The organism is Labedella phragmitis (genome assembly GCF_004078635.1).
GTDB classification, from domain to species: domain Bacteria; phylum Actinomycetota; class Actinomycetes; order Actinomycetales; family Microbacteriaceae; genus Labedella; species Labedella phragmitis.
The window spans coordinates 715481-739109 of record NZ_RZNB01000001.1 but is presented as its reverse complement, the minus strand read 5'-3'; the positions used below and the strand labels follow the sequence as shown (position 1 = coordinate 739109).

Below are 23629 nucleotides of genomic sequence, written 5' to 3'. Positions count from 1 at the left end.
CGCTGACAGCGGACGCGGACTAATGTAATGACAGGTTCAGGTGTCAGCGTCGGCGGACCGGCGCTTCCGCGAACCGTCCGCCGCCCGACCGAAAGGCCACCGATGTCCCCTCACGGCGATCCCACCGCCGCGCCCGCCTCGACGGACCGCTCCGGCGTACTCATCGTCGGCAGCGTCACGGCCGACCTGACGACGTTCTCCGGCCGACTCCCCGCTCGCGGCGAGACGATCCTCGGCGACGACTTCACGCTCGTGCTCGGCGGCAAGGGAGCGAACCAGGCCGTCGCAGCGGGTCTCGCGGGTGCGCCCGCCGTGATGGTCGCGTGTGTCGGCAGCGACCTCTTCCGCGACCTCGTGACCGAGGGGCTCGTCGACGCCGGCGTCGACACGACGTTCGTGCGTTCCGTGGAGGGGCCGACCGGGATCGCGCACATCCGCGTCGACGCCTCGGGCGAGAACGACATCGTCATGGTCCCGCTCGCCAACGCTTCGCTCGACGAGCACCACATCGACGAGGCCTTCGCGGCGTCGGCTTCGACGTGCTCCGTCCTCCTCACACAGCTCGAGACGCCCTACCGGCTGACTCACCACACGGTCTCCGCCGCGAAGCGACTCGGTCTCACGGCCGTCCTCGATCCGGCCCCGGCGCAGGCCCTCGACGACGCGATCTGGCCTCTTGTCGACATCGTGACGCCGAACGAGACCGAAGCCGCGATCCTCACCGGCATCTCGGTCGTCGACGACGCGACCGCGACCGCCGCCGGACGGTGGTTCCTCGACAGAGGAGTGACGCACGCGATCGTGACGCGAGCGGGCGACGGTGTCACGATCGTCTCGGACGACGGCGTGACCCACCTGCCGGCGATCCCGGTCACGCCGGTCGACACGACCGCGGCGGGCGACGCATTCGCCGGCTATCTCGGCGCCGCGCTCGCGGCCGGTTCCCCGCTCGAGGACGCCGTTCGCGTCGCGACAGCCGCCGGCGCGATCGCCGTCACACGCCGGGGAGCGTCGCCGAGCCTGCCCTCCCGCGCGGACGTCGACGCCCTGCTGTCCACGGCCGGCGCCACCACCGATGCTGCCGTCGACCCCGCCCGAATCGCCGCCGAGAACGGAGCACGGCCATGAGACGCACCGCCACGACCATCAACCCACAGCTCTCCCGCGTGATCTCGGAGACCGGCCACACCGACGGCATCGTCGTCACCGATGCCGGGCTGCCGATCCCGCCAGGGAGTGAACGCATCGACCTCGCGTACCGCCCCGGCGCCCCTGCCTTCCTCGACGTGCTCGACACCGTGCTCGCCGAGATGGTCATCGAGGGCGCGACGGTCTCCCGCGAGATCGCCGAGCGCAGTCCCGGCATGCTCGCCGCGCTGCGCGAACGGCTCGAGCCGCTCGGCGTCGAGATCGTGTTCGTGCCCCACATCGAGTTCAAGGAGCTGACCCGTTCGGCGCGCGCCTTCGTGCGGTCCGGCGAGTTCACGCCATACGCCAACGTCATCCTGACGGCCGGCGTGGCCTACTGAGGCGCGAGATGACCTCCGCCGCGACGACCATCGATTCCGAGGGCTTCGACGCCCCGGGAGCTCCGGCGCGCGCGGCCCGCTCGGCCACGCGGCCACGCCGCGCACGCGGAGCCCCCGTCACGGGCGCGATCGACCGCGAGGCCCCTGTGCCGATGTACCGGCAGCTCGGCGCCCGCATCATCGAGACGATCGAGCAGCGCGGGCTCGGCCCCGGCGATCTGCTCCCCGGGGAGCACCGCTTGTGCGAGGAGTTCGGGGTGTCGCGGACCGTCGTCCGGCAGGCGCTCGCGCAACTCGAGCACCAGGGCGTCATCGAGCGGGTCAAGGGCAAGGGCACGTTCGTCGCCCACCAGAAGACGCCGGAGAGCCTCGTCCACACCCTCGCCGGCCTGTACGAGGAGGTCGCCGCGCGTGGCGGCCACGTGCACAGCGAAGTGCGCCGCCAGGAGTTCGAACCGGCGGACGAGGACATCGCGGCGCAGTTGCGCGTCCCCGTCGGCGCCCGGGTCCTCGTGATCGAGCGACTGCGCTTCGTCGACGGGGAGCCGTGGTCGCTCAGCACGACGTGGCTGCCCGAGGCGATCGGCGTGCACGCCGAGTCGGCCGACCTCCGCGACCGATCCCTCTACGGCCTGCTGGCCGAACACGGCATCCGCGCCGTCGAGGGCGTTCGTTCGGCCGAGGCGACCATCGCGGACGAGACGCACGGCCGGCTCCTCAAGGTCGGGGTCGGCCAACCGCTGCTCGTGCTGCGGAGCGTCAGCATGGACGAGGACGGGCGGCCCATCGAGGTCTTCGTCGCGTACCACCGCGGCGACCGGAGCCGCTTCGAGTTCCAGCTGCGCGCGTCGGCGGGCGACGTGAGCACAGCGGAACTGCGTCACACCGGGCTGTGATCAGCCGGGGCGCTCCGCTCCGCCTGGTCGCTCCACTCCCCCGCGGTCTCATCCACACGGCGGATGTGCAACGTCGGGTGTCCGGAGTACGCTCGCGGGTGCTGCTCCGCGGCATGATCAGAACGGACCGACCCGTGGCTCTTCTCTCCATCTCCTTGCGCTACGCGAAGCCCTACACGCGCTTCGTCGCGGCCGTGTTCGTCTTCCAATTGCTCTCCACCATCGCGGCCCTGTACCTCCCGAGCCTCAACGCGGAGATCATCGACCGCGGAGTCGCCCGTGGCGACACCGATTTCATCTGGGCCACCGGCATGACGATGCTCACGGTGTGCGTCGTGCAGGTCGTCACGGCCGTCGGCGGTGTCTACTTCGGCGCGCGTACGGCCATGGCCGTCGGGCGCGACCTGCGGCGCGACGTCTACCGCAAGGTCGACGAGTTGAGCGCGCTCGAGATCGGCGGCTTCGGCACGGCGACCCTCATCACGCGCGGCACCAACGACGTTCAGCAAGTGCAGATGCTCGTGCTCATGACGCTCAACTTCATGGTCTCGGCCCCCATCATGTGCGTCGGCGGCATCATCATGGCGCTGCGGGAAGACGTCGGGCTCTCGTGGCTCGTGTGGGTCTCCGTGCCCGTGCTCTTCATCATCGTGAGTGTGCTCGTCGGCATCCTGCTCCCCCTCTTCCGCCTCATGCAGGACCGCATCGACGGCATCAACGGGGTCCTGCGCGAGCAGATCACCGGTATCCGCGTCATCCGCGCCTTCGTGCGTGAGCCGTACGAATCGGAGCGCTACCGCACGGCGAACGAGAGACTCACCCGCGTCTCGGTGCGCGTCGGCAACGTCTTCGTCCTCATGTTCCCCGTCATCATGATGGTGCTGCACCTCGCCACTGCCGCCGTGTTGTGGTTCGGCGGTCAGCGCGTCGAGGCCGGCGAGATGCAGGTCGGCTCGCTCACGGCATTCCTCCAGTACCTCCTCCAGATCCTCACCGCCGTCATGATGGGCGTCTTCATGGTCATGATGATCCCCCGAGCCGTCGTGTGCGCCGAGCGCATCCAGCAGGTCCTCGGCACCGAGACGGCGCTCACGGCACCGCGTGGGGACGCCAGGACGCCCACGGTCGGGCGCGTGGAGTTCCGCGACGTCACCTTCGGGTACCCGGGGGCGGAACGGCCCGTGCTCGAGAACCTCTCGTTCACGGCGGAACCGGGCAAGACCACGGCGATCGTGGGGTCGACGGGAGCGGGGAAGAGCACCCTCGTCACCCTCATCCCCCGGCTCATGGACCCGCAGTCGGGGTCGATCACGATCGACGACGTGCCCGTCTCGCAGCTCTCGCGCGAGCAGATCGCCTCGGTCGTCGGCCTCGTCCCGCAGAAGCCGTACCTCTTCTCCGGAACGGTCGCGTCCAACCTGCGGTTCGGTCGCGACGACGCGACGGACCCGGAGCTGTGGGAGGCGCTCGGCGTCGCTCAGGGTGCCGACTTCGTGAACGCGAAGCCCGAAGGACTCGACACCCCGATCTCGCAAGGCGGCACGAACGTCTCGGGCGGGCAGCGGCAGCGGCTCTGCATCGCGCGTGCCCTCGTCGCGAAGCCGCGCGTCTACCTCTTCGACGACTCCTTCTCCGCACTCGATGTCGCGACCGACGCGCGACTCCGGGCGTCGCTCGGCGAGGCGACGGGAGGCGCGACCGTCATCATCGTGGCCCAGCGTGTGTCCACCATCCGCGAGGCGGACCAGATCCTCGTCCTCGACGCCCGTCGCATCGTCGCACGGGGAACCCACGACGAGCTGCTCGAGTCGAGCGACACCTACCGCGAGATCGTCGAGTCGCAGTTGAGCGTGGAGGGGGTGGCCTGATGGTCCGCCGGAAGAAGACCGACGCCGAGACGGGCGTCACGGGAGCCGCGGCCACGGCCGTCGCCGACGAGGAGTTCCAGCCGACCGAGGCCGACGGCGACATGTTCGGCGGCACCCCGCCGCGCAAGGCACAGCAGTTCTGGCCGTCGGCGAAACGACTCTTCGGGCTGCTCGCGCCGGAGAAGGTGAAGATGTGGCTCGTCGTGGCCCTCGTCACCGTGTCCGTCGTCCTCACCGTGATCGCACCGAAGGTTCTCGGCCAGGCGATGGACGTCATCTTCAACGGCGTCATCGGGTCGCAACTGCCGGAGGGCGCCCCCCTCGATCAGGTCGTCGAGCAGGCGCGTTCGGACGGTCGCGGAGACTTCGCCGACCTGCTCGAGAAGGCGCAGATCGTACCGGGTCAGGGCATCGACTTCACCGAACTGGGTCGCCTGATCCTCATCGTGCTGTTCCTCTACATCATCGCGTCGACGCTCATGTGGGCGCAGGGCTTCATCCTCAACGCGCTCGTCATGCGCGTGGTCTTCCGGTTGCGGCAGGACATCGAGGCCAAGCTCAACCGGTTGCCGCTCAGCTACTTCGACACGCGACAGCGCGGCGACATCATGTCGCGCGTCACGAACGACGTCGACAACATCCAGCAAGCACTGCAGCAGGCGTTCTCGCAACTCGTGCAGTCGGTGCTCACGATCATCGGCATCGCGGCGATGATGTTCATCGTCTCGTGGCAGCTCGCGCTCATCGCCCTCATCTCGCTTCCGCTCTCCGCGATCATCGCCGGCGTCATCGGTGTGCGGTCGCAGAAGCTGTTCGCGGCGCAGTGGAAGAACACGGGATCGCTCAACGGCCACATCGAGGAGTCGTTCTCGGGCCTCGAGCTCGTTCGCGTGTTCGGTCGCGACCGCGAGATGCTCGCCGAGTTCCACGACCGCAACGAGAAGCTCTACCGGGCGTCGTTCGGCGCCCAGTTCGTCTCGGGCATCATCATGCCGGCGATGATGTTCGTGTCCTACCTCTCGTACGTGCTCATCGCCGTCGCAGGCGGCCTGCGCGTCGCGTCCGGTCAGCTCACGCTCGGCGACGCGACCGCTTTCATCCAGTACTCGCGCGAGTTCTCCCAGCCGGTCAGCCAGCTCGCGGGGATGGCGAACATGCTGCAGTCGGGTGTCGCGTCGGCCGAGCGCACCTTCGAGCTGCTCGATGCGGACGAAGAGACGCCCGAGTCACCGACCTCGACGCTCCCCGGTCGCACGAACGGGCACGTGGAGTTCGAGGGAGTGACCTTCCGCTACGCGGAGGACAACCCGCTCATCGAGGACCTCTCGTTCTCGGTGGAACCGGGTCAGACCGTCGCGATCGTCGGCCCCACGGGGGCCGGCAAGACCACGCTCGTCAACCTCGTGATGCGGTTCTACGAGTTGAACGGTGGGCGCATCCTCCTCGACGGCATCGACGTCACGACGCTGTCGCGCGCCGATCTGCGCTCGCAAGTCGGCATGGTGTTGCAGGACGCGTGGCTGTTCGAGGGCACCATCCGCGAGAACATCCGGTACGGCCGACTCGATGCGACGGACGACGAGGTCACCGAGGCGGCGAACGCCACAATGGTCGATCGCTTCGTCCGTCAGTTGCCCGACGGCTACGACACCGTCATCGACGCGGACGGCGGCACCATCTCCGCCGGGGAACGACAGCTGATCACGATCGCCCGCGCGTTCATCGCGCAACCGTCACTGCTCATCCTCGACGAAGCCACCTCGTCCGTCGACACACGTACGGAGCTCCTCGTCCAGCACGCGATGGCCGCCTTACGCACCGATCGCACGTCGTTCGTGATCGCGCACCGGTTGTCGACCATCCGTGACGCGGACACGATCCTCGTGATGGAGAACGGTCGCATCGTCGAGCAGGGCAACCATGAGCGCCTGCTGGAGCGCCGCGGCGCCTACTACACGCTCTACATGACGCAGTTCCGGGGCGGAGAGAGCGAGGAGCACCGGCCGGAAGTCACGGCGTCCTCGCCGGTCACGGTGTCACCCCTGGACGGCGACCGAAAGGCCTGACGACCGGAGACCGAGCTCGGCGTCGTCGCACCGGCCGATGGAGGATGCACGTTCGCCGGACGCGCCGATAGGCTGGTCGGCTCGACAGTCGAGCGGAATGACGAGGTCGCTCATGTCGGAACCATTGGGGCTTCACCGCGAGGCCAATCGCGCCAACTGGGACGATCGCGCCGCCGTCCACGCGCAGGAGGGCGGTCTCGGGTACGGCATCGACCGCTACGTCTCCGACCCGGGAGCGCTGTCCGACGTCGTGAGCTTTGATCGCGAGCGGCTCGGTGACGTCACAGGTCTCCGCACCGCGCACCTGCAGTGCCACATCGGCACGGACACTCTGTCGCTCGCCCGGCTCGGCGCTCGCGTGACAGGCCTCGATTTCTCCTCCGTCTCCATCGAGAAGGCACGCGACCTCGTCGCGCGCACGGGCGACGAGGTCGACTTCGTCGAGAGCGACGTCTACGCGGCGACGGACGTGCTCGATTCCGGGAGCTTCGACCTCGTCTACACGGGCATCGGTGCGCTCTGCTGGCTTCCGAGCATCGACCGCTGGGCCGTGACGGTCGCCGCGCTGCTGCGACCCGGCGGCCGGCTCTTCATCCGGGAGGCGCACCCGATCCTGTGGTCGATGAACGAGACGCTCGACGACGACCTGCACCTCCGCTTCCCCTACTTCGAGCCGGACGAGCCTCTCGAGTGGGACGACGACTCGACATACGTCGCGACGGAGCGCCCCCTCACCGCGACGACGACGTACGAGTGGAACCACGGACTCGGGGAGATCGTCACGGCGCTCCTCGACCACGGCCTCCAGATCACGGGGCTCGTCGAGCACCGGACCGTGCCGTGGGAGGCACTCCCCGGCCAGATGGTCGACGCCGGCGACGGCGAGTACCGGCTCGCGAGGCTCGACGGCGTCGCACCGCTCTCGTACACGCTGCAAGCGGTCAAGCCGGGGGAATGACGACGGCCCGCTTGTAGGCTCGCCGCGTGGACAAGGACGAACGGGCGCGGCGGGCCGCCGAGCAGGAGGAACGTGCGCGGGCCGCGATCGAGGCGATCATGAGCGGCGGCGACCTCGGTCGCGAGACGCAAGCGCTCTCGAACGAGTTCAGCGATCGTCAATGGGCGCGACTCACCGCCGCGATCCGCCGCATCCTGCGACGACCCGATGCGACCGACGGCCCGACCACGAACGTGTGACGACATGCGCTGTTGAGCCGGACGTCCGGTGGCATTCCGGAACACGGCTCCCTCGGCCCGCGCCACCTCCCGCGGCCGCGGGCCCTCATCGCGCACGAGGTCGTCGACACGATGCTCGTGTCGAATCCCGCGCGCTCCCTGGTCTCGTCGCGCTGACCGCTAAGCCGTCACGGTCACGCCGGGGCGAGGGCCTTGAGCGTCGGGTGCTCGAGGAGAACGCCGTCGGGGGCCGTCGCCATCCGGGCGATCTCCCGACCGAGCGCGATCGCGCGGACACGAGCGCCGATGAGGTAGCGGCGGGCGATGGCGACGTCGGACTCCGTGACGTCCCACTCGAAGCCGTCGCCCAGGTGGGCGATCTGTTCGGCGGGGAGCCGGTTCAGGAGCCGGTCGGCCTTGAGCGCGGTGGTCCAGACGCTGCACTCGTCGACGAGGATGTTCATGGTTCGGTGTCCTTTCGGGTTCTCACCTGAGAGACCCCGGGACCCGCGCGTCATGACGGCGCGGCTCCGGCTCCGGTCCGCCCCCTTTCAGGTTTCACGACCGGTCGGGGGGTGACGTTTGATCAGCGGCGACGGCCACGTAGGTCGACCCGGAGGGAGTGCGCTCGAGCAGCTCGTGGTCGACGAGGTAGCGGCGCAGCACGGCGACGTCGTCCGTGAACCGTTCGAGGCGCTCGTTGACGTCGCCCTCGGTGAGCTGGGCACCCGGCTCGAACGCCTCGCCGACGACCCACTCGAGGAGTTCGCGGCGCTCGCCGGCCGACGCGGGGTATTGCTCGATGCGCCCGTCGCGGAGGAAGCGGTCGACGCCCGTGGCCCGCTGGACGGGCTCCGCCGCGAGCATCGACCGGAACATCTCGCCGGACGCGACGAGGGCTCCCTCGTCCTCGCTCACGAGGCCGCTGTCGACGAGGTTCGCGAGCACACGACCGAGGCGGCGCTCACGCAGACCGGTCGCCTCCTCCGTGACGGGTTCGCCGAGGACGATGCGCGCGTAGACGCCCCGGGCCTCGTCGTTCGCGAGGATCCCGACGATGCGGCGCCACGCGTTCAGCTCGGAGTGGGCGCGTTGCCGGGCGCCCGGCGATGACGCGTTCTGACGACGTTCCGATCGGCTGAGCTCACTCACGCATCCACGCTAGTACCCCGGTCCGACACCGCGTGCGTCGTCGTCCCCTCGGCACGTGAAAACGGGGGTGGTGCGCGTCGAGACGCACACCACCCCCGCCCTCGGGTCTGACGGACGGCCTACTCGTAGAGGACGGCCGCGATCTCCTCGTCCTTCATGTTCTCCGCGTCGTAGAAGAAGTAACCGGTGTCGATGACCTCTTCGGGCGTGTCGCCGTTGATGGCGTCGTACGCCGCCTGGACGGTCTCCGCACCGATGCCGATGGGGTTCTGCGTGATCGCACCAGCCATGAGACCGTTCGTGATCGCGTCCATCTGGGCCTTGCCGGAGTCGAAGCCGATGACCGTGAGGTCGTCGCCGTTCATGCCGAGCTCGGTGAGCGCGTTCACGACGCCGACGGCCGAGCCCTCGTTCGTGCCGTAGATGCCCTTGAGGTCGGGGTGGGCCGCGATCATCGCCTTCGCGATGTCAGCCGACTTCAGGTGGTCGCCGTCGCCGTACTGGATGTCGACGATCTCGATGTCCGGGTACTCGGCCTCCATCTGCTCGACGAAACCGTCACGACGCTCGACACCCGTCGAGTTGATCTGGCTGTGGCCGACGATCGCGACCTCGCCCTCCTCGCCGATCAGCTCGGCCATGTGGTCGGCGGCGAGGGCGCCGGCGCCCAGGCTGTCGGTCTTGGCGATGCTGAGGGGCACGTCGGAGTCGCAACCGGCGTCGAACTGCACGACGGGGATCTCTGCGGCACCGGCGGCGTCGATGAGGGGGATGCAGGCCTCGGGGTCGAGGGCCGCGTAGGCGATCGCGTCTGGGCTCTTGTCGATGGCCGCCTGCAGCATCTGCAACTGCGCGTCGACCTCGGTCTCGGACGCGGGCCCCTCGAAGGTGATCTCGACGCCGAGCTCCTCGGCGCGCTCCTCGGCGCCCTGCTTCACGGCCTGCCAGAACTGGTGCTGGAAGCCCTTGGAGATCATCGCGATGTACGGCTTGTCGCCGCTGCCCGCGTCGCCACCGCTCCCGGCGCTGCCGCCCTGAGCGCATCCGGCGAGGGCGACCACCGCGATGGCTGCGGTCGCGAGGACCGACATTTTCCTAGCGTTCTTCATCGAAACTCCATTGTTCTCGGGTCCCAGCACCTCTGCTGGGCTCTTTACGGTATTCGGGGGTGAGGCGTTGTGGTGGGGTTGAGCCATGTAGATACAGGATCGTTACCTCGCCCGGATCGGCGCGGGTGTAACCGATTTCAGTATCGGACGGAATCCGGCCGCTCGGCGCCTCGCCGATCGGCCGTTCCGAGTGGGAGGGGTCAGGCTTCGCGACGCCGACGGAGCGAATCGGTGAAGACCGCCACGAGGATCACGATTCCGACCACGACGTTCTGCCACTCCGTCTGGATCGACAGGATGCGCAGGCCGTTGATGAGCACGCTCATGATGAGCGCGCCGATGAGTGTTCCGAGGATCGAACCACGCCCGCCGAGCAGCGACGTGCCGCCGATGATGACGGCCGCGATGGCCTGCAGTTCGTATCCCGTGCCCAGCTGCGGCTGCGCCGAGCCGAGCCGGGCGGCGATGACGACACCGGCGATGCCGGTGAAGATGCCCGCGACCGTGTAGATGAGGATCGTCCACTTGCGCGTGTTCACGCCGGAGAGACGCGTCGCCTCCTCGTTGGAGCCGATCGCGAACGTGTAGCGACCGAGGATCGTCTTGCTCAGGACGACGTACGCCACGATGGCGCACGCGAACAGGATGAGCACGGCGTTCGGGAGCCCCGGGATGAGCGTCCCGAGAGCGATGTCCTTGAACGCCTGCTCCGCGAAGTAGATGGGAGCGACGCCCGAGATCACGAGCGCGAGTCCCTGGGCGATGAGCATCATCGCGAGGGTCGCGATGAAGGGCGGCAGGCCGAGGAACGTGATGTTGAGGCCGTTGATGAGCCCCATGAGGGCACCCGTCGCGATGCCGCCGATCACACCGACGACGAGCGGGAGACCCATATCCGTGATGAAGACACCCGTCATGACCGCGCACAATGTCATGCCGGTACCGATCGACAGGTCGATTCCGCCCGTGATGATCACGAAGGTCGTGCCGACCGCGAGGATCCCGATGACGGCCGTCGAGAGGAGGATGCCCGAGATGTTGCTCACCGTGAAGAAGCTGCTGCTCGAGATCGAGAAGAAGATGATGAGCACGACGAGCGTCGCGAAGGCGAGGGACTGCTGCAGCTGGCTGCGCAGCACCTGACCGATCGGGCGACGCTCGGTGCCCCCGGGCGGATTGATCTGCTCGGGGTTCTTCGCCGACGCGGTGGGGGTGGGGGGCGTGGAGGTGGTCATCGGTGAGCTCTCTCTCCAGGGACGGCTGAGGTGGCGTTGGTCGCGCTCGAGGCGCGGGGTCGGGTGGCACTCATTCGTGGCCTCGCGTCGCGAGTTCCATGACGGAGTTCTGGGTGGCCTTCTCGTTGTCGAGGAAGCCCGTGATGCGCCCCGTCGCCATGACGGCGATGCGGTGCGAGAGGCGGAGTACCTCGGGCAGCTCCGAGGAGATCACGATGATCGACTTGCCGCGCGCCGCGAGATCGTTGAGGAGCGCGTAGATCTCATCCTTGGCACCGACGTCGATGCCGCGCGTCGGCTCGTCGAAGATGAGGATGTCGCAATCGCGTTCGAGCCACTTGGCGATGACGACCTTCTGCTGATTGCCGCCGGAGAGGAGCTTCGTGACCTGCTGGACGGACGGCGTCTTGATCTTCAACTGGTCGACGTAGCGCTTCGCGACGTTCTTCCCCTTCGCCGGTTGCACGAAGCCGAGCGGGTTCGTGAAGTTCGGAAGCGACGGCAGCAGGATGTTCTCGCTCACCGTCTGGCCCAGCAGGAGACCGAGCGCCTTCCGGTCCTCGGAGAGGTAGCCGATTCCGTGTCGCACGGCGTCCGTCGGTTTCGAGATCGAGACGACCTTGCCGTTGATCGTGATCGTGCCGCTCGACTTCGGGTCGGCGCCGATGATGGCGCGCGCCACCTCGGTGCGACCGGCACCCATGAGGCCGGCGAACCCGAGGATCTCGCCCCGCCGCAGCTCGAAGCTCACGTCGTTCACGACGTTGCGCGTGCTGAGGTTCTCGACCTTCAGGACGACGTCGTTGCCGTGCGTGTCGATCACGGCGGGCCGCGCGTTCTCGTCGATGTGACGACCGACCATCATCTCGATGATCGTCGGGACGTCGAAGGAGCCCTTCTCGAGGGTGCCGACGTAGCGGCCGTCGCGGATGACGGTGACACGGTCGGCGATGCGGCCCAGTTCCTCCATGCGGTGCGAGATGTAGATGATGCCGGTGCCGTCGGCCTTGAGGCCCTCGATGAGCCGGAAGAGCGTCTCGCTCTCGGAGGCGGTGAGCGAGGAGGTCGGCTCATCCATGATGAGGACTTTGGAGTCGACGGAGAGCGCCTTCGCGATCTCGACCATCTGTTGCTTCGCGACGGTGAGCTCGCCGACCTCCTGGCGGGGATCGAGGTCGATGCGCAGCCGCTTGAGAAGCTCCGCCGCCTTCTTGTTGAGCGCGCGCTCGCGGAGCACGAAACCACCGAGGCTGCGGGGCTCGCGGCCGATGTAGATGTTCTGCGCCACCGTGAGGTGGGGCATGAGGTTCATCTCCTGGTGGATGATCGAGATCCCGAGGGCCTGCGCGGCGCGCGGCCCGTCGATCTCGACCTCGTTCCCCTCGAAACGGATCGTGCCCTCGTCCTTCGTGTAGATGCCCGAGAGGATCTTCATGAGGCTCGACTTGCCGGCGCCGTTCTCGCCGACGAGCGCGAGGACCTCACCGCGATCGAGGCGGAACTGGACGTCTTTGAGTGCCTGGACGCCGGGGAAGCTCTTGCTGATGCCGTCGACGTCGAGCAGATGCGTGGTCACGATGCTCCCTGCTTCGTTGGAGAGATGCGAGTCCGGTCCGAAGACTCCGACGGGGTCACGCGACACGATCGCGCTCACTCGTCGGGGCCTCGGAGCCAAAGTTGTACCTAAATGTATCTAATGGGGTCGGAAAAGAATAGTGTGGGCGGGAACCACCGACGTTCCCCCGGATCAGTGACGATCCCCGAGAAAGGACCACCCCGTGCAGATCGGCGTCCACGCCCTCGTTTTCACCGGAACCTTCGACCGAGACGGCATCTCGCTCGCCGTCGAGAAGACCGCCGCGGCGGGCTTCGATCTCATCGAGTTCCCACTCATGGACCCCTTCGCGTTCGACCGCGAGCACGCCGCGAAGGAGCTCGCCGCGCACGGTATCGCGGCGACGGCCTCCCTCGGCCTCAGCGACGCGACCGACCTCACGAGCGACGACCCCGCCGTGCGCGCCGCCGGCGAGCGACTCCTCGAGGAGTGCCTCGACATCGTGCACGCCCTCGGGGCGACGAAGCTCTGCGGCGTCCTCTACAGCGCCATGAAGAAGTACGTGACCCCGCCGACGGCCGAGGGCCGTGCCGCGAGCGCCGCTGCGATCGGACGACTCGCCGAGAAGGCCGCCGACCTCGGCATCGACCTCTCGCTCGAGGTCGTCAACCGCTACGAGACGAACCTCATCAACACCGGTCGACAAGCGCTCGGGTTCCTCGACGAGATCGGCCGTGGCAACGTGTTCGTGCACCTCGACACGTACCACATGAACATCGAGGAGTCGGATCTCATCCAGCCCGTCCTCGACGTCGACCGTCGCCTCGGCTACGTCCACATCGGCGAATCGCACCGCGGCTACCTCGGCTCCGGCACGGTCGACTTCGACTCCTTCTTCCGGGGCCTCGCCCGCGTCGGATACGACGGACCCGTCGTCTTCGAATCGTTCTCCTCGACGGTCGTGAGCGCGACGCTCAGCAACACGCTCGGCGTGTGGCGCAACCTGTGGGACGACGGCGACGACCTGGCGGCGCACGCCAACCGCTTCATCCGCGACGGCCTGCGCACCGTCGAGACGATCGCGCTGCACTGAGAGCACCGCGGCGGTCACGAGCCGACCGCCGACGGGTGCCCGACGACACCCTTCCGAAGGATGGCGTTGCCGTACTTCCGCGTCTCCCCTGTGCGAACGACGAGGTAGGCGGGCGCTGCGACGTCGTAGAACTCGAAGCGCTCGACGAAGCGCACGTCCTCGTCGGTCGCGCCCGCCGCGGCGATGAGCTCGCGCTGCACGTCGAGGACGTCGCCGTCGGCAGAACGCATGAGGTCGAGGCCGGGAGCGTCGTCGAGGGGGACGACCGAGCGGATCGCGGCGAGGACCCGAGGGGATGCGAGGGTCGGCAGGTCGACGACCCTCGTGCCGATCCGGTGCGCGGGGAAGTGCGCGTCGGCGACGACGACGGAATCCGAGTGCCCCATGCTGTCGAGGTGGAGCAGCAGTTCGCCCGTCAGGACGGGATCGATTCCTTCGAGCACAATCACTCTCCTTCGAGCGGTCGGATGTTTCCGATGATAGATGGGGGGCGGGGCGGATTTCAGGGCGTTGCACGGCGGAAGATCACGATTAGACATCGGATGAGGCGCAAGCGGAGTGGAGGCTCCGCCTCCCTTCCCCGTGTGGTCCCTGTGCTTGTGCACGGGCCACGAGTTCTGCAGAACGGGAGGGCTGGAGGTTCCGCTCGTGTCGACGGGCGACGACGTCAGGCGAACGGAAGACCCGTCAAGCTCAGGGACCGTGGGGGAACACGAGACCGTCCTCCTCGAGTCGCGCCCACAGCCCATCGGGAACGGGAGCGAGGATGCGCTCGGCGTTCTGGCGGATCTGCTGCGGACGGCTCGCACCCACGACGACCGCGCGGACGAGCGGGTGACGGTGCACGAAGTGCAACGCGACCTGCGGCAGCGAGACGCCGAACTCGGCGCACACGGCCGCGATGGCCGTGACCCGCTCGAGGACGTCGGAGGGGACCGAGCCGTATTCGTAACGACCGTCGCGGCTCGGGTTCTCCTGCGCGAGCAGCCCCGAGTTGAAGACGGACGCGGCGACCACGCCGACGCCGTTGCGCTCGCACGCCGGGAAGACGTCGGACGCGGCGGGCTGCTCCGCGAGCGTGAACCGGCCCGCGACCATGAGGAGGTCGATCGCGCCGGTCTCGGCCGACGCCGTGAGCGCCTCGGTCGTCATCGCTCCGACGCCGACGGCCGTCACGGCACCCTCGTCACGCAAGCCGGCGAGAGCCGGGATCGCCGAATCGAGCCCCTCCCGGAGCGAGTGCCGCTCGGGGTCGTGCAGGTAGAGGACGTCGACGCGGTCGAGACCGAGCCGGTCGAGGGACTCCGCGACGCTCCGGCGGATGCCGTCGCCGGACAGGTCCCACTCGCGGCGGAGGTCCGTCGGCACGTGGAAGTCGTTGTCGAGGTCGAGCCCGCCGTCACCCTCGGGATCCGGCCGGAGCAGTCGTCCCACCTTCGTGGAGACGACGAAGGAGTCACGCGGCTTGGTGCGCAGAAAGGCGCCGAGTCGGCGCTCCGAGAGCCCGAGTCCGTAGTGCGGCGCGGTGTCGAAGGAGCGGACGCCAGCCTCCCACGCGGCGTCGAGGACGGCGAACGCCTCGTCGTCGGTGAGCGCCCGGAAGAGGTTGCCGACGTTCGCGGCCCCGTAGGTGAGGTCGCCGAAGGGCACACGCGTCGCCGCGTCGCGGAGGGCCGTCACCGGGCGATCACCTCGCGCGCATCGGCCATCGGCGAGAACGTGAACTCCTCGCGCGTGCTCGCGAGCATCTCGGCGCCGGCGCCGGGAGCGAGCGGAGGCCAGTAGGCGCCGTCGTGCACGTCGACGGGCGTCACGAAGTGCTCATGCAGGTGGTCGACGAACTCGATGACGCGTCCCGACGTGTCGCCCGAGAGGGCGACGGCGTCGAACATCGAGAGGTGCTGGACCGCCTCGCACAGGCCGACACCGCCGGCGTGGGGGCAGACGGGCACGCCGAAGCGGTGGGCGAGCAGCAGGATCGCGATGTTCTCGTTGACGCCGGCGACACGTGTCGCGTCGATCTGCAGCACCTCGAGCGCCTTCGCCTGCAGGAACTGCTTGAACATCACGCGGTTCGCGCCGTGCTCGCCGGTCGCGACCGGGATCGGCGCGACGCCGCGGGCGATCGCGGCGTGTCCCAGAACGTCGTCGGGATTCGTCGGCTCCTCGATCCACGCCACGTCGAATGGGGCGAGGGCATTGACCCACTCGATCGCGTCGGCGACGTCCCAGCGTTGGTTGGCGTCGATCGCGATGCGGATCTCGGGACCCACGGCCTCGCGTGCGAGACGCATGCGGCGGACGTCGTCCTCGAGGCTCGCGCCGACCTTGAGCTTGATCTGCGTGAAGCCGTCGGCGACGGCCTCCTTCGCGAGGCGCACGAGTTTCTCGTCGGAGTAGCCGAGCCAGCCGGGCGTCGTCGTGTAGGCGGGGTACCCGCTCGCGAGCAGGGCGGCCTCGCGCTCGGCGCGACCCGGTTCCGCCGCGCGGAAGATCTCGAGGGCGTCGGCCGGCGTGATCGCGTCGCTCAAGTAGCGGAAGTCGACGAGTTCGACGAGCTGCTCCGGCGTCATGCGGGCGAGAAGTTGCCAGAGCGGGAGTCCCGCCCGTTTCGCCTTGAGGTCCCAGAGCGCGTTCACGACGGCCCCGATCGCCATGTGCATGACGCCCTTCTCCGGGCCGAGCCAACGGAGCTGGGAGTCGTAGACGAACTCGCGCCACGTCGCACCCATGTTCTCGAGCAGGTCCTCGACGTCGCGTCCGATGAGGTGGTCGCGGAGGGCGTGGATCGCGGCGACCTGCACGTCGTTGCCGCGGCCGATCGTGAAGACGAAGCCGTGCCCCTCGAGTCCGTCGCCCGCATCGGTGGAGATCCGGAGGTACGCGGCCGAGTAGTCGGGGTCGGCGTTCATGGCGTCGGAGCCGTCGAGTTGTTGCGAGGTCGGGAAGCGGATGTCGCTCGTGTCGATGGCAGTGACGATGCTCACGGACGGTTCTCCTTCGTTGGATGCTGTGAGCATAAACATCGGATGTCTATAGTGTCAATTGCGCCGCTGGGGGACGGCAGGGCTGACCCGGGTCGTTTCTCCCCGCTAGAGTTCTGATGTTCCCTCGCGACAGCGACGTCCCCCTGGAAGGAATCGCACGATGAAGTTCGCCCGCCTCGGCCCCGTGGGCCAGGAGATCCCCGTCCTCCTCGACGGCGACGCCACCTTCGATCTCCGCTCGCTCACCGCCGACATCGACGGGGCCTTCCTGTCGGGCGAGGGCATCGCTCGCGCCGCGGAGGCCCGGGCGAACGGCCAGCTCCCGGAGATCGAGGACGCGGCGTCCCTCCGGATCGGCGCCCCGATCGTCCGCCCCAGCGCCGTCGTCTGCATCGGCATGAACTACGCCGCGCACGCCGCGGAGTCCGGCTCAGCGCCGCCCGAGGTCCCCGTCGTCTTCCTCAAGGTGCCGAACACGGTCGTCGGACCGAACGACCACGTGCACATCCCGCGACGCAGCGTGAAGACCGACTGGGAGGTGGAGCTCGGCATCGTCATCGGGGAGCGAGCGAGTTACCTGGACTCACCCGACGACAGCGTCGGCCACATCGCCGGGTTCGTGACCGCCAACGACCTCTCCGAGCGGACGTTCCAGCTCGAGGAGTCCGGCGGGCAGTGGTCCAAGGGCAAGATCGCGCCGGGCTTCAACCCGACGGGGCCGTGGCTCGTGACCCCCGAGGACGTCGACTACCAGAACCTGCGGCTGCGCAGCTGGGTGAACGGGGAACCGCGACAGGACTCCTCGACGGCGGACCAGATCTTCGGCGTCGACCACATCGTGTGGCACCTCAGCCAGTACATGACGCTCGAGCCCGGCGACCTCGTGCTCACGGGCACTCCCGAGGGAGTCGCCCTGTCCGGCCGGTTCCCCTACATCCAGCCGGGCGACGTCGTCGAGATCGAGATCGACGGTCTCGGCCGGCAGCGCCAGGAGTTCAGCGCCGCTCCCTGAGCGACGCCTTCCACCATCGACGTAAAGGACAACAGGGATCATGGGTGATTTCGACGGACTCGTGGCCGTGGTCACGGGCGGAGCATCCGGCATCGGTGCGGCGATCGCCGCCCGGCTCGCCGAGGGAGGGGCGCGCGTCGGCGTCCTCGACCTGGCCGACTCGAGCGACGAGCGGCACCTGTCGGTGCACGCCGACGTGTCGGACGACGCCTCGGTCCGCGCGGCGGTGCAGCGGGTGGTGGACGAGTTCGGGCGGCTCGACATCGTCGTGAACAACGCCGGGATCGGGGCCCAGGGCACCGTCGCGGACAACGACGACGCCGAGTGGGCGCGCGTGTTCGACATCAACGTCATCGGGATGGCGCGCGTGGCACGGGCCGCGCTCCCGCACCTGCGGGAGTCACCCTCGGCCGCGATCGTGAACACGTCGTCGATCGCCGCGACGGCCGGGCTGCCCCAGCGCGCCCTGTACAGCGCGTCGAAGGGCGCCGTACTCGCGCTCACTCGCGCGATGGCCGCCGACCACGTCCGCGAGGGCATCCGCGTCAATTGCGTGAATCCGGGCACCGCCGACACCCCGTGGGTCGGTCGCCTGCTCGACTCCGCTTCCGACCCACAGGCGGAGCGCGCGGCGCTCGAGGCGCGCCAGCCGCACGGCCGGCTCGTCTCCGCCGACGAGGTCGCCGACGCGGTGGCCTACCTCGCGAGTCCGCGGTCCGGTTCCACCACCGGTGTCGACCTCGCGGTCGACGGCGGCATGCAGACGCTTCGCCTCCGCCCCGCCCAGTGAGTCCCTCTCCCTCACCCTCCTGAGAATCCCTTCCGTGCTCGAAGCTCGTGCACCACGGGGTTTTTCAGGGAAGAGAAGGACGTACGGCGCTGCGGCTATCGAGGGATGCGCCGCGCCACCGCAGGGTGTCGGTGCTGCCGCGTAGAATCGGCCGAAGAAGGGGGCATCCATGACGCACATCGAAAACAGCGGTCGACGCGAACGATCCGTACTCACCGTACGACGGACATCCGAACTCGAGGGCGCACGGAGCACCGACGCGACGAGACGGGATCAGGACGCCTATGTTCGAGGGGAGATCGACGTCGATCAACTCGGCGAGAGAGTCAAGGCCCGTTACGGCATCGCGTGACTGACCCTCGCCCCTGGGAGGACGGCGACGCCGAGGCTCGATGGGACGGATATTTCGCGGAACCCGGATCACCGGTGCTTCGGAACCTCATCGGGGCGACCTCGGTTGAGGCACTACGTGATGCCGAGAACGACCTCGTTGAGTTTCGTCTGCTCGAAATGCATGAGCGCCCTGGCCTTGTGAAGCGAACGTTCGATCTCGCGCATCTCCAACGGATTCACCACCATCTGTTCCAGGACGTCTACGAGTGGGCGGGGCGGCTTCGGACCGTCGGACTGGCGAAAGGCGATGGAGAGTCGTTCATGCCGCCCGCGGACATCGTCCGTCCGGTCGGACATGTCGCCGCCCGCATCCGAGAGATCGATTTTCTCCGCTCAGTAGAAGGAGTCGACGTGGCCGCCGAAGTGGCCTATCTCTACGATTACCTCAACTTCGCTCACCCTTTCCGAGAGGGCAACGGCCGGGCGCAGCGTGAATTTTTCTCGGATCTCCTGGAGGTGTCGGGGCGGGGAATCGACTGGTCCGGCACTGACCGCGAGGAACTCCATGCGGCTTGCCATACCGCGAGGAACGAATCCGACCTGGAACCGCTCCGGATCATCTTCGCGCGGATAGTCCTCAACGGATCGAGCCATGGCTGAGCCGCGGATCGCGTCGATCGTCCGGTACCCGGTGAAGGGGCTGCCCGGCGTAGTCGCAGAGGGAGACGTCGCGCTCCGGCCCGGCAGCGGGCTGCGATGGGACCGGAGTCACGCAATCGAGAACGGGCGCGTGCGCGTCGAGTCGCCGGCCGCATGGAACTCGCGCGAGGCGTACTTCCACGTCGCACGCTACGAGGAGATCGTACGGTTCGGCGTCGCGCTCGACGCGGCCGAGGGTGACGCACCCGTCCTCACGCTGACCGCTCCGGACGGCCGCTCGGCGAGCGCTCCCGTCGACGAGGCCACCGATCACGCGTTCGCCGTGACCGCTCTGCTCCGGGGCGCTCTGGATGCCGGTCCCGCGGGCCCCGTCCGACTCATCCGCACGGGCGTCGCCGGGCTCTGGGACTGGCCCGACGCACACCTCTCGTTCATCAACCTCGCGACCGTCGCGGCGCTCGAGGGAGAGGCCGGAGCGACGGTCGACCCGCGTCGGTTCCGCGGCAACGTGCTGCTCGAGGGCCTGCCCGCGTGGGGCGAGCTCGACCTTCTCGGCCGTCGGGTGCGTGTCGGGGACGCGGTGCTCGAGTTCTTCCAGCCGACCGACCGCTGCCGCGCGACGACGATCGATCCCGTCGCCGGAGTGTCGAATCTCAACGTGCCCGCGCTGCTCGCGAGTCGCTACGGGCACATGTACTGCGGCGTCTACGCCCGCGTCGTCTCGGGCGGCACCGTCCGTGCGGGCGACGCCCTCGAGGTCGTCGGCGACACGGAGGTTCTCGAAGACACGACGTCGACGCCCTCCATCCTCGACGGCGAACCGGGCTGGCCGCGCACGGGCCGTGTCGTCGAGCGCGAGCAGTCGGGCGCCCGCTCCGTCAGCTACTGGGTCGCGGACCCGACCGGCCTCCTCGGCGACGCCCGGCCCGGTCAGCACCTCCGCGTCCATCTCGCCGGCGAGGATGCGCCGAATTGGCGCTCGTACACGATCTCGGCGACAGCTCCGGGACGTGCCCGCATCACGGTTCGCCGCGATGGGCGCATCTCCTCGGCGATGCACGAGCGACTCGAGCGAGGGGATCCCCTCGTGATCACCGGCCCCTTCGGTGACGTGACCCTCGACCGAGCGGACGAACGTGACGTCGTGCTCGTGAGCGCCGGGTCGGGCATCACTCCGACGGCCGCGATGCTCCGGGGTCTCGCGGATGCGCGCTCGTCACGTCGCGTCCGCGTCCTCCATGTCGAGCGGACGGCGGCGGACCTCGCGCTCTGGGAAGAGGTGGCGGAGTCGTGCTCTCGCCTTGCGGACGCGTCGCTCGGGTTGCACCTCACTCGGGCCGCCGCCACGGCCGCGCCGGACGCGTCGTACGTCGATGCCCGCACCGGGCGTCCGACGGCCCGCGACGTGCTCGCGACCATCGAGGGCCTCGACCCGGCGGCCGTCGACGCCTTCGTGTGCGGTCCCGCGCTGTTCACGGCGGAGGTCCGCTCCGCGCTCACGGGCGCGGGTGTCCCGGCTCGACACGTGCACGCCGAGGTGTTCTACTCCCCGACGACGGCCGAGCTCACGGCGCCGCGTGAACCCTCGACGACAGGGCCGCACCGCGTCCGTGCGGGTACGGCGGAGACGCAGTGGCGACCCCGGTCCGGTTCGATCCTCGACGCGATGGAGGGCGTCGGCCAGGACTGGCCGAGCGGATGCCGGGTCGGGGCGTGCGGCACGTGCGTCCGCGGACTCCGCAGCGGCACGGTCGAGTACCTCGTCGACCCCCTCGTGCCGCCGCCCGTCGGCTCCGTTCTCGTCTGCTGCTCCGCGCCGACGAGCGACGTCGAACTCGACGCCTGACGATCCGCTCGTCGCGGTTCCGAGGGGCCGGGGGCTAACCCCCGATCGGTCGGGGAGTGGGCCGGATTGGGGGCGGTCGTCCCTCGCGGGAGGCTGGAGTCATCCCCGTCGAGCCGCTCGTTTCCGGGATGATGGACGTGCTCCGTCGTCCCGAACAGGCATCCCGCTCGGCCGCCGTGAACCGAGGAGAACCGCCATGAGCACCGAAACGATCACCGACGCGGCACCACCCGCCCCACCCCACGACGGACATCCCGGTGAACGCCCGTTCACCACCTACGGCAGGCTGTGGCGAGCGGTCCCCCGGGAGCTCGGCTTCCTGCTGCCGAACCTTCCGATCGTCATCCTCGGCAACATCATTGCGGTCACGCTCTTCGCCCTGGGCGTCGGCACGATCGTCATCTACCTCGGAGTGTTCGTCCTCTTCGCCACCCTCTACGTCGCTCGTGCCTTCGGTTCGTTGGAGTTGATGCGGCTGAAGGCAGCGGGAATGCCGGAGATCGAGGCCCCGAGGTGGCCGAACCGGCCGGCCGAGGGATTCTGGCGCACCTTCTTCCGCCCCTTCGCCGACGCCCACTCATGGCTGCATCTGATCCACACCGCGATCGTCAATCCGATCGTCGGAACCCTCACGTGGGGTGTCACGATCAGCTGGGTATTCGGTGGCCTCGGCGGTGCGCTCGCATGGACGTTCCCGTGGTGGCTCGACTCCGACGAGCGGAACGAAGGGCTCAGCTCTGTCGTCTGGCCCGGGCTCACTCCTGCGCTCGGGGGGCAGGCGCTCGACATGGTGCTCAACGTCGTCGTGGGCGTGATCCTGCTCGTGACGCTGCCGTTCGTGCTCCGCGGACTCACCCTCGCCCACTACGGGATCGCGAAGCTCATGCTCGCGCGGTTCCGCAGCGAGGACCTCGAGGAGCGTGTCGCGGAGGTTCAGGCCACCCGGACCGCGGCCGCCGCGGCAGAGGGCGCCGCCCTCCGTCGCCTCGAGCGCGACATCCATGACGGACCGCAGCAGCGCCTCGTGCGCCTGCAGATGGACATCGCGGCCGCCGAGCGTCAGCTCGACACCGACCCCGAGCGTGCTCGCGCCCTCCTCGCGGAGGCCGCCGGCCAGTCGCGGGAGGCTCTCGACGAGTTGCGCGCCTTGTCTCGGGGCTTCGCGCCGCCCATCCTGCTCGACCGCGGACTCGTCGCGGCTCTCGATTCGCTCGCCTCGCGCAGCACCGTTCCGACGGAGGTACGCGCGTACCTGCCGGCCGAGATCGTCGTGCCCGACGAGGTGCAGCGGGCGGCGTACTTCGTCGCGAGCGAAGCGGCGGCGAACGTCGCCAAGCACGCCGGCGCCCGGCGGTCGTCCATCACCCTCGAGGTCGTTCCCGGCGCCGCCGGGAGCCGCTGGCTGCGACTCGTGATCGGGGACGACGGCCGCGGCGGCGCCCGACCGGTGGAGGGCCACGGTCTCGCGGGACTCGACGAACGGACCCGCGGCGTCGGCGGCCGCCTCGACGTGTGGAGCCCGACCGGCGGCCCCACGACCGTCACCGCCACCCTCCCCCTCCCCGCTTGACTCCCCCGAACCCCTGCCTGCCCCCCCCCCCCCCTGAAAATCCCTTCTGTGCACGAAAACTCGTGCACAGAAGGGATTTTCAGGTGTGGGAGGGTGGGGGTGTGAAGCGGGAACTGCGGGTCATCGTCGTCGACGACTCGGTGTTGCTGCGCGAGGGACTCGTGCGGCTCATCGACGAGGCCGGGCATCGTGTCGTCGGTGCGGCCGGGTCCGGCGACGAGTTGCACGCGCTGCTCGCCGACACGGAGGCGGACATCGTGCTGCTCGACGTCCGGATGCCGCCCACCTTCCGTGACGAAGGCGTCACCGCTGCATTGCGCGTCCGCGCCGAGCATCCGTCCGTCGGGATCCTGCTGCTGTCGCAGTACGTCGAGGGGCAGTACGCGCGCGAATTGCTCGGGAGCGGGAACGGCGGCGTCGGCTATCTGCTCAAGGACCGCGTCTCCTCGCTCAGCGAGCTCGAGTCGGCGATCGAACGAATCGCGGACGGCGGGACCGTGCTGGATCCCGAGGTCGTGTCGCAGCTCCTCGGTCGGCGCCGCGATCCGCTCGACTCGCTCACCGAGCGCGAACGCGACGTGCTCGAGCTCATGGCGCATGGCCGGACGAACCAGGCGATCGCCGCCGCCCTGTTCGTCGGTACAGGTGCCGTCGAGAAGCACGTCACGTCGATCTTCCAGAAGCTGGGCCTCGAGGACTCCGGAAGCGACCACCGCCGCGTCCTCGCGGTCATCGCCTACCTCCAGCGCTGA

23 protein-coding genes are annotated in these 23629 nt (G+C 68.9%); 15 read left to right on the top strand and 8 right to left on the bottom strand.

The annotated features are described in order from the left end of the window. Positions 1-102: 102 nt before the first annotated feature. The 7 genes from ELQ90_RS03610 (at position 103) to ELQ90_RS03580 (ending at position 7556) form a co-directional block, all read left to right on the top strand. Positions 103-1128 (top strand): ribokinase, encoded by a 1026-nt coding sequence (locus tag ELQ90_RS03610; protein WP_128493869.1) that lies wholly within the window; start codon positions 103-105, stop codon positions 1126-1128. Beyond that, positions 1125-1529, top strand: coding sequence for a D-ribose pyranase (rbsD, locus tag ELQ90_RS03605; protein ID WP_128493868.1), 405 nt, complete (start codon positions 1125-1127; stop codon positions 1527-1529). The genes ELQ90_RS03610 and rbsD overlap by 4 nt, the downstream gene beginning before the upstream one ends. 8 nt (positions 1530-1537) lie before the next feature. Continuing rightward, positions 1538-2425, top strand: coding sequence for a GntR family transcriptional regulator (locus tag ELQ90_RS03600; protein ID WP_128493867.1), 888 nt, complete (start codon positions 1538-1540; stop codon positions 2423-2425). A 134-nt stretch (positions 2426-2559) separates the two neighbouring features. Next, positions 2560-4293 carry an ABC transporter ATP-binding protein gene (locus tag ELQ90_RS03595; RefSeq protein WP_128493866.1) on the top strand — a complete coding sequence of 578 codons (1734 nt, stop codon included), beginning with the start codon at positions 2560-2562 and terminating at the stop codon, positions 4291-4293. Then, positions 4293-6359, top strand: coding sequence for an ABC transporter ATP-binding protein (locus ELQ90_RS03590; RefSeq protein WP_128493865.1), 2067 nt, complete (start codon positions 4293-4295; stop codon positions 6357-6359). Before ELQ90_RS03595 ends, ELQ90_RS03590 begins: the two co-directional genes overlap by 1 nt. A gap of 112 nt (positions 6360-6471) precedes the next feature. After that, on the top strand, positions 6472-7317 hold the full coding sequence (locus ELQ90_RS03585; protein ID WP_208020556.1) for a class I SAM-dependent methyltransferase: 846 nt from the start codon (positions 6472-6474) through the stop codon (positions 7315-7317). 26 nt (positions 7318-7343) lie between these two features. Then, positions 7344-7556: a hypothetical protein gene (locus tag ELQ90_RS03580; protein WP_128493864.1), complete on the top strand. Its 213-nt coding sequence runs from the start codon at positions 7344-7346 to the stop codon at positions 7554-7556. Positions 7557-7729: 173 nt separating this feature from the next. Here ELQ90_RS03580 and ELQ90_RS03575 read toward each other — a convergent pair whose 3' ends face one another. From ELQ90_RS03575 to ELQ90_RS03555, 5 genes are all read right to left on the bottom strand, one after another. Then, positions 7730-7999, bottom strand: coding sequence for a hypothetical protein (locus tag ELQ90_RS03575; protein WP_128493863.1), 270 nt, complete (start codon positions 7997-7999; stop codon positions 7730-7732). Positions 8000-8093: 94 nt separating this feature from the next. Continuing rightward, positions 8094-8687, bottom strand: a complete 594-nt coding sequence (locus tag ELQ90_RS03570; RefSeq protein ID WP_243695984.1) for a DUF2087 domain-containing protein — start codon at positions 8685-8687, stop codon at positions 8094-8096. A gap of 119 nt (positions 8688-8806) precedes the next feature. Then, positions 8807-9778, bottom strand: coding sequence for an ABC transporter substrate-binding protein (locus tag ELQ90_RS03565; RefSeq protein WP_243695983.1), 972 nt, complete (start codon positions 9776-9778; stop codon positions 8807-8809). A 218-nt stretch (positions 9779-9996) separates the two neighbouring features. Continuing rightward, positions 9997-11031: an ABC transporter permease gene (locus ELQ90_RS03560; RefSeq protein WP_128493861.1), complete on the bottom strand. Its 1035-nt coding sequence runs from the start codon at positions 11029-11031 to the stop codon at positions 9997-9999. 70 nt (positions 11032-11101) lie between these two features. Next, positions 11102-12607 carry a sugar ABC transporter ATP-binding protein gene (locus ELQ90_RS03555; protein WP_128493860.1) on the bottom strand — a complete coding sequence of 502 codons (1506 nt, stop codon included), beginning with the start codon at positions 12605-12607 and terminating at the stop codon, positions 11102-11104. A 202-nt stretch (positions 12608-12809) separates the two neighbouring features. On the opposite strand from ELQ90_RS03555, the gene ELQ90_RS03550 reads away from it, so the two are divergent. Next, positions 12810-13679, top strand: a complete 870-nt coding sequence (locus ELQ90_RS03550; RefSeq protein ID WP_128493859.1) for a sugar phosphate isomerase/epimerase family protein — start codon at positions 12810-12812, stop codon at positions 13677-13679. A gap of 14 nt (positions 13680-13693) precedes the next feature. Here the strand turns inward: ELQ90_RS03550 and ELQ90_RS03545 are convergent, their stop codons facing one another. The 3 genes from ELQ90_RS03545 to ELQ90_RS03535 form a co-directional block, all read right to left on the bottom strand. After that, entirely contained in the window at positions 13694-14122 is a 429-nt protein-coding gene (locus tag ELQ90_RS03545; protein WP_128493858.1) for an RbsD/FucU family protein, read from the bottom strand. A gap of 250 nt (positions 14123-14372) precedes the next feature. Next, positions 14373-15359: an aldo/keto reductase gene (locus tag ELQ90_RS03540; protein WP_243695982.1), complete on the bottom strand. Its 987-nt coding sequence runs from the start codon at positions 15357-15359 to the stop codon at positions 14373-14375. Next, positions 15356-16666, bottom strand: a complete 1311-nt coding sequence (locus ELQ90_RS03535) for an L-fuconate dehydratase (RefSeq protein ID WP_128493857.1) — start codon at positions 16664-16666, stop codon at positions 15356-15358. The genes ELQ90_RS03540 and ELQ90_RS03535 overlap by 4 nt, the downstream gene beginning before the upstream one ends. A 160-nt stretch (positions 16667-16826) precedes the next feature. Between ELQ90_RS03535 and ELQ90_RS03530 the strand changes: the two genes are divergently transcribed. From ELQ90_RS03530 to ELQ90_RS03500, 7 genes are all read left to right on the top strand, one after another. Continuing rightward, positions 16827-17678, top strand: coding sequence for a fumarylacetoacetate hydrolase family protein (locus tag ELQ90_RS03530; protein ID WP_128493856.1), 852 nt, complete (start codon positions 16827-16829; stop codon positions 17676-17678). A 40-nt stretch (positions 17679-17718) separates the two neighbouring features. Further along, complete coding sequence (locus tag ELQ90_RS03525) at positions 17719-18468, top strand: SDR family NAD(P)-dependent oxidoreductase (protein WP_128493855.1); 750 nt, start codon at positions 17719-17721, stop codon at positions 18466-18468. A 169-nt stretch (positions 18469-18637) separates the two neighbouring features. Beyond that, entirely contained in the window at positions 18638-18820 is a 183-nt protein-coding gene (locus ELQ90_RS03520; RefSeq protein WP_128493854.1) for an antitoxin VbhA family protein, read from the top strand. Next, positions 18817-19461 (top strand): Fic/DOC family protein, encoded by a 645-nt coding sequence (locus ELQ90_RS03515; RefSeq protein ID WP_128493853.1) that lies wholly within the window; start codon positions 18817-18819, stop codon positions 19459-19461. Before ELQ90_RS03520 ends, ELQ90_RS03515 begins: the two co-directional genes overlap by 4 nt. Next, positions 19454-21307, top strand: coding sequence for an MOSC domain-containing protein (locus tag ELQ90_RS03510; protein WP_128493852.1), 1854 nt, complete (start codon positions 19454-19456; stop codon positions 21305-21307). The genes ELQ90_RS03515 and ELQ90_RS03510 overlap by 8 nt, the downstream gene beginning before the upstream one ends. Positions 21308-21503: 196 nt before the next feature. Further along, complete coding sequence (locus tag ELQ90_RS03505; protein WP_128493851.1) at positions 21504-22877, top strand: sensor histidine kinase; 1374 nt, start codon at positions 21504-21506, stop codon at positions 22875-22877. Between the two features lie 101 nt (positions 22878-22978). Continuing rightward, positions 22979-23629, top strand: coding sequence for a response regulator transcription factor (locus tag ELQ90_RS03500; RefSeq protein WP_243695981.1), 651 nt, complete (start codon positions 22979-22981; stop codon positions 23627-23629).